The organism is uncultured Aquincola sp. (genome assembly GCF_964001545.1).
Lineage (GTDB): Bacteria > Pseudomonadota > Gammaproteobacteria > Burkholderiales > Burkholderiaceae_C > Aquincola.
Window position 1 is genome coordinate 1 of sequence record NZ_CAXFDV010000154.1, and the last position, 6,204, is coordinate 6,204.

5 protein-coding genes are annotated in these 6,204 nt (G+C 67.8%); 2 read left to right on the forward strand and 3 right to left on the reverse strand.

The window, feature by feature from the left end; all coding sequences use genetic code 11:
• A partial coding sequence (locus tag ABNT58_RS05120) for a sulfurtransferase TusA family protein (protein ID WP_348752431.1) occupies nucleotides 1-177 on the forward strand: 177 nt, incomplete at its 5' end.
• Between the two features lie 23 nt (nucleotides 178-200).
• Here ABNT58_RS05120 and galU read toward each other — a convergent pair.
• Nucleotides 201-1,067 carry a UTP--glucose-1-phosphate uridylyltransferase GalU gene (galU, locus tag ABNT58_RS05125; protein ID WP_250199001.1) on the reverse strand — a complete coding sequence of 289 codons (867 nt, stop codon included), beginning with the start codon at nucleotides 1,065-1,067 and terminating at the stop codon, nucleotides 201-203.
• 82 nt (nucleotides 1,068-1,149) lie between these two features.
• Here galU and ABNT58_RS05130 point away from each other — a divergent pair, with 82 nt between their 5' ends.
• The gene (locus ABNT58_RS05130; protein WP_348752429.1) at nucleotides 1,150-2,112 is read left to right on the forward strand and encodes an NAD(P)-dependent oxidoreductase; all 963 of its coding nucleotides are present in this window, start codon (nucleotides 1,150-1,152) and stop codon (nucleotides 2,110-2,112) included.
• A gap of 185 nt (nucleotides 2,113-2,297) precedes the next feature.
• On the opposite strand, the gene ABNT58_RS05135 is transcribed toward ABNT58_RS05130, so the two are convergent.
• Together ABNT58_RS05135 and ABNT58_RS05140 are read right to left on the reverse strand one after the other, a co-directional pair.
• Nucleotides 2,298-5,144 carry a valine--tRNA ligase gene (locus tag ABNT58_RS05135; protein ID WP_348752430.1) on the reverse strand — a complete coding sequence of 949 codons (2,847 nt, stop codon included), beginning with the start codon at nucleotides 5,142-5,144 and terminating at the stop codon, nucleotides 2,298-2,300.
• An 80-nt stretch (nucleotides 5,145-5,224) separates the two neighbouring features.
• A complete protein-coding gene (locus tag ABNT58_RS05140; protein ID WP_250199004.1) occupies nucleotides 5,225-6,202 on the reverse strand; it encodes a GMP reductase in 978 nt (325 codons plus the stop codon).
• Nucleotides 6,203-6,204 lie beyond the last annotated feature (2 nt).

Sequence of the window (6,204 nt, forward strand, 5' to 3'; positions counted from 1 at the left end):
ATCCTCAAGGCCAAGAAGGCCCTGGCCGACATGGCCTCGGGCGAGGTGCTGAAGGTGGTGGCCACCGACCCGTCGTCGACGCGCGACTTCCAGGCCTTTGCCAAGCAGACCGGCAACGAGCTGCTGGAGCAGACCGCCGCCGGTGGCGAGTTCACGCATTACTTGAAGCGCCGGTAGCTGTTACGCCCGGCGCCTGAAGATCAGAGGTCGATGCCCTTGAGGTATTCGCGGAAGCCGGGGCCCAGCGTCGGGTGCGCCAGCGCCAGGGCCACGTTGGCTTCCAGGAAGCCTTCCTTGCTGCCGCAGTCGTAGCGCTGGCCTTCGTAGCGGTAGGCAAACACCTTCTCGCGACGCAGCAAACCGGCGATGCCGTCGGTCAGCTGGATCTCGCCACCCACGCCACGCGGCTGGTTGGCAATCTCGTGGAACACGCCCGGCGTGAGGATGTAGCGGCCGGCCACGCCCAGGTTGCTCGGCGCGTTTTCGGGCGCCGGCTTCTCGACGATGCGGGTCAGGTCGAGCAGGCGGTCACTGACCGGCGTGCCGTCGACGATGCCGTAGCGGCGGGTGTGCTCGGGCGGCACTTCCTGCACCGCGATGATGGAGGCGCGCCATTCCTTGAACTGCTCGACCATCTGCGCCAGCACCGAAGGCTTGCCCACCATCAGGTCGTCGGCCAGCAGCACCGCGAAGGGCGAGTTGCCCACCAAGCGCTGCGCGCACAGCACGGCATGGCCCAGGCCCAGGGCCTGCGCCTGGCGCACGTAGATGCACTCCATGTCCTTGGGCTTGACGCTGTGAACCACATCCAGCAGCTCTTTCTTGCCCGCTTGTTCAAGGGCTACTTCGAGCTCGAACGTCATGTCAAAGTGGTCTTCGATCGGCCGCTTGTGCCGACCGGTGACGAAGATCATTTCCCGAACGCCTGCGGCGTAAGCCTCTTCCACGGCGTATTGGATCAGCGGCTTGTCCACCACGGGCAGCATCTCCTTCGGCTGCGCCTTCGTGGCCGGGAGAAAGCGGGTACCCAGGCCTGCTACGGGAAAGATGGCTTTTGTGACCGGCATAAAACGTTGAAGGTGAGGGAGTGAGTTTGATTGTGGCACGCAGAAAATATGCCATTGGGCAAGTTTGCCTACAGCCTGTGACATGGACGTTTTGATTCTCGACACGTTCGATGCCCAGGTGATGCAGTGGCTGTCCGACCGGCACCGCGTGCACCATGCGCCTGAACTGGCGCACGACCCCGAAGGCCTGCGCCATGCACTGATCACCACCTCGGCGCTGGTGGCGCCGGCCTCCATGCGCATCGACGGCCAGCTGCTCAGTGCCGCGCCCCACCTGCGGGCGGTGGCGCGCATCGGCACTGGCAGCGCTGCGCCCATCGACTTCGATGCCTGCGAACGCGCCGGCGTGGAAGTGGTGCGCAACGGCGCCGCCCATGCCGCCGCCCATGCCGAGTTCGCCATCGGCGCGCTGCTGGCGCAGTGGCGCCACGGCGAAGGCGCGCTGGCTGCCGGCGGCGAAGCCCGCGAGATCGGCGGTGCCACGGTGGGCCTGTTCGGCATGCAGCCGGGCTCGCGCGCGCTGGCCTCGCTGCTGCAGGCCTTTGGTGCGCGCGTGGTGGGCTACGACCCCTCGTTGCACGCCAGCGATGCCTTGTGGGTGCGCTGGCAGGTCGAGCCGCTGCCGCTGCGCGACTTCATGGCGGCCTGCGACGCGGTGTGCGTGCTGCTGCCCATGTTCAGCCGCTATCGCGGCCTGCTGGGCGAGCGGGTGCTGGCCAGCTGCAAGCCGGGCCAGGCGCTGGTGAGCCTGACGCATGCCTCGGTGTTCGACGAACCGGCCCTGGCCGAAGCCATGGGCGATGGCCGCGTGGCCGGCGTGTGGTTCGACGACGCCGAGCCCGAACTGCTGGAGCCGGGCCGGCCCCTGCATGGCCTGCCGGGCTTGCACGTGTCGCCGCGGCTGGCGCAAGCCACGCGCGAGTCGCGCGAGCGCAGCGCCTGGGCCGTGGCCCGCCGCATCGACGCGCTTCTGGCTCCCTGGGCCCGCCAGGGCCAAAGCACCACGGCCGCGCCCTGGATGGCGCTGGCGCCGCGGGCAGCCTGAGCCACCGCAGCGCGCTTGGGGGCGACCTCAATCCCGCCGGGCCGCCCCAAGGGACTGAGCTCCCCCTCGGGGGGGCGCGAGCGCAGCGAGCTTGGGGGCGACCTCAATCCCGCCGGGCCGCCCCAAGGGACTGAGCTCCCCCTCGGGGGGACGCGAGCGCAGCGAGCTTGGGGGCTGGCACCACGTCAAGCAGTTGCTTCCAGCCGCGCAGCCTGCGCCTGCAGCCGCTGCACCGTCTGGCTGAAATCGGCCAGGCGCTGCTTCTCCTGCTCCACCACCGCCGCCGGGGCGCGGGCGACGAAGCTCTCGTTGCCCAGCTTGACCGTGGCCTTGGTGATCTCGCCTTCCAGCCGCGCGATTTCTTTGGCCAGGCGCGCCTTCTCGGCGGCCACGTCCACTTCCACGTGCAGCGCCAGGCGGATGTCGCCCAGCACCGACACCGGCGCAGTGGCGGTGGCTTGGTCGAAGGCGGCTTCATCGGCCAGCACCTGCACGTCGGACAGCTTGGCCAGCGCCTTCAGCAGCGGGGCCACCTGCTGCACGAATTCGGCGTCGCCCAGCGTGATCAGCGGCGCCCGCTCGGCGGGCGAGAGGTTCATCTCGGCGCGCAGGTTGCGGCAGGCGCCCACCGTGGCCTTGAGCCGCGCCATCCAGGCGATGGCGGCTTCGTCGATCTTCTCGGGCTGGGCCTGCGGATAGGCGGCGGTGACGATGGACGGGCCCTGCCGGCCGGCCACCGGCGCCACCGTGTTCCACAGCTCGGCGGTGATGAAGGGCGTGATCGGGTGCAGCAGCCGCAGCACCGCTTCCAGCGTGCGGATCAGCGTGCGGCGGGTGGCGCGCTGCTGGGCCTCGGTGCCGGTCTGGATCTGCACCTTGGCCACTTCCAGGTACCAGTCGCAGTACTCGTCCCACACGAAGCTGTAGATCGTGTTGGCCACGTTGTCGAGGCGGTACTCGGCAAAGCCCTGGGCCACCGCGGCTTCCACCTTCTGCAGCTCGCTGCTGATCCAGCGGTCGGCCTGGCTGAACTGCATGTAGCCGTGGAAGGCGCCGCCGGGCGCACATTCGGCCTTGGTGTGCTCGGCCAGGCCGCAGTCCTGGCCTTCGCAGTTCATCAGCACGAAGCGGGTGGCGTTCCAGAGCTTGTTGCAGAAGTTGCGGTAGCCCTCGCAGCGCTTGCTGTCGAAGTTGACGCTGCGGCCCAGCGTGGCCATGGCCGCGAAGGTGAAGCGCAGCGCATCGGCGCCGTAGGCCGGAATGCCCGCCGGAAACTCCTTCTCGGTGGCCTTGCGCACCTTGGGCGCCGTCTCGGGCTTGCGCAGGCCCACCACGCGCTTGTCCAGCAGTGGCGCCAGCTCGATGCCGTCGATCAGGTCCACCGGGTCGAGCACGTTGCCTTCGCTCTTGCTCATCTTCTTGCCCTGCGCATCCAGCACCAGGCCGTGGATGTACACGTGGCGGAAGGGCACCTGACCGGTGAAGTGCTTGGTCATCATGATCATCCGGGCCACCCAGAAGAAGATGATGTCGTAGCCGGTGACCAGCACGCTGCTGGGCAGGAAGAGGTCTTGCTCGATGGTCTTCTCGGGCCAGCCCAGGGTGCTGAAGGGCACCAGCGCCGACGAGTACCAGGTGTCCAGCACGTCTTCGTCGCGGCGCAGCGCGCCGGTGTAGCCGGCGGCCGTGGCCCGCTCACGCGCTTGCTCTTCACTGCGGGCGACGAAGAGTTCGCCGCCGTCGCCGTACCAGGCCGGAATCTGGTGGCCCCACCACAGCTGGCGGCTGATGCACCAGTCCTGGATGTTCTTCATCCACTGGTTGTAGGTGTTCACCCAGTTCTCGGGCACGAACTTCACCTCGCCCGAAGAGACGGCCTCGATGGCTTCTTCGGCGATGCTCTTGCCGTTGTGGCCGGCCTTGCTCATGGCCACGAACCACTGGTCGGTGAGCATGGGCTCGATCACCTGGCCGGTGCGGGCGCAGCGCGGCACCATCAGCTTGTGCTTCTTCACCTCCACCAGCAGGCCTTCGGCCTCCAGCTGGGCGACGATCTGCTTGCGCGCGACGAAGCGGTCCAGGCCCACGTAGGCGGCCGGGATCTCGGGCACTTCGGCGCCGCTGACCTTGGCTTCCAGGTCGAAGATGGTGAGCATGGGCAAGCCATGCCGCAGGCCCACCTGGTAGTCGTTGGTGTCGTGGGCCGGGGTGACCTTGACCACGCCGGTGCCGAAGGCCTTGTCCACGTAGTCGTCGGCGATCACCGGCACCAGGCGGCCGGTGACGGGCAAGCGCACCTGCTGGCCGATCAGGTGGGTGTAGCGCTCGTCTTCCGGGTGCACCATCACCGCGGTGTCGCCCAACAAGGTTTCGGGCCGGGTGGTGGCCACCACCAGCGACTCGGTGCTGCCCTCGATCGGGTAGCGGATGTGCCACAGGTGGCCTTCTTCCTCTTCGCTTTCCACCTCCAGGTCGGAGACGGCGCTCTTGAGGATCGGGTCCCAGCTCACCAGCCGCTTGCCGCGGTAGATCAGGCCTTCTTCGTACAGGCGCACGAAGGTTTCAGTCACCACCTTGGACAGCTTGTCGTCCATGGTGAAGTACTCATGGTTCCAGCTCACGCTGTCGCCCATGCGGCGCATCTGCTGCGTGATGGTGGAGCCGCTTTGCTGCTTCCACTCCCACACACGCGCGACGAAGTTCTTGCGGCCCAGGTCGTGGCGGCTCTGGCCCTGGTCCTGCAGCTGGCGCTCCACCACGATCTGCGTGGCGATGCCGGCGTGGTCGGTGCCCGGCACCCACAGCGTGTTGAAGCCGCGCATGCGGTGGTAGCGCGTCAACGAGTCCATGATGGTCTGGTTGAACGCATGGCCCATGTGCAGCGTGCCCGTCACGTTGGGCGGCGGCAGCTGGATGCTGAAGCTGGGCTTGGCCGCATCCAGCGTGGGCTCATAGACGCCGCTCTTCTCCCACAGCGGCCCCCAGTGGGCCTCGATCGCGGCGGGTTCGAAGGACTTGGCGAGTTCGGTCATGGCAGGAAAGTCCGGTGCGCCGGCCCGCGGTGGCGGGCTGGCGCGAGGGCGTTGCAGGGGATGACCGATTGTAGGCGGGGCTACATCAGCAGATGCTCGCCGGCGTTGTCGCCGCCCAGGATGACGTAGTTGACCCGCCGCACGTCGGCCAGGCCCGTGCCGCCGGCGTACGAGATGGAGCTTTGCAGGTCTTCGCGCATCTCGCGCAGGGTGTCGGCCAGGCGGCCCTTGACCGGCTCCAGGATGCGCTTGCCTTCCACGTGCTTGTACTCGCCCTTGTTGAAGTCGGACGCCGAGCCGTAGTACTCCTTGTACAGCTTGCCGTCGACTTCCACCGTCTGGCCGGGTGACTCTTCATGGCCGGCGAACAGCGAGCCGATCATCACCATGCTGGCGCCGAAGCGCACGCTCTTGGCGATGTCGCCATGGTCGCGGATGCCGCCGTCCGCGATGATGGGCTTGGTGGCCACGCGCGAGCACCACTTCAGCGCCGACAGCTGCCAGCCGCCGGTGCCGAAACCCGTCTTCAGCCGGGTGATGCACACCTTGCCGGGGCCGATGCCCACCTTGGTGGCGTCGGCGCCCCAGTTCTCCAGGTCGATCACCGCCTCGGGCGTGCCCACGTTGCCGGCGATCACGAAGGTCTTGGGCAGCTTGTGCTTGATGTGCTCGATGGTGCGGCGCACGCTCTCGGCATGGCCGTGGGCGATGTCGATGGTGATGTAGTCGGCGCCCACGCCTTCGGCGGCCAGGCGGTCGATCACCTCGAAGTCGGCCGGCTTGACGCCCGAACTGATCGAGACGAACAGCCCCTTGTCGCGCATGCGGCGGGCATAGGCCACGTTGTCCACGTCGAAGCGGTGCATCACGTAGAAGTAGCCGTTGGCCGCCAGCCACTGGCTGATCGGCTCATCGACCACCGTCTTCATGTTGGCCGGCACCACCGGCAGGTTGAAGCGGCGGCCGCCGAACTCGATGGACGTGTCGCACTCGCTGCGGCTGTCCACGCGGCACTTGCGCGGCAGCAGCAGCACGTTGTCGTAGTCGAAGATTTCCATGG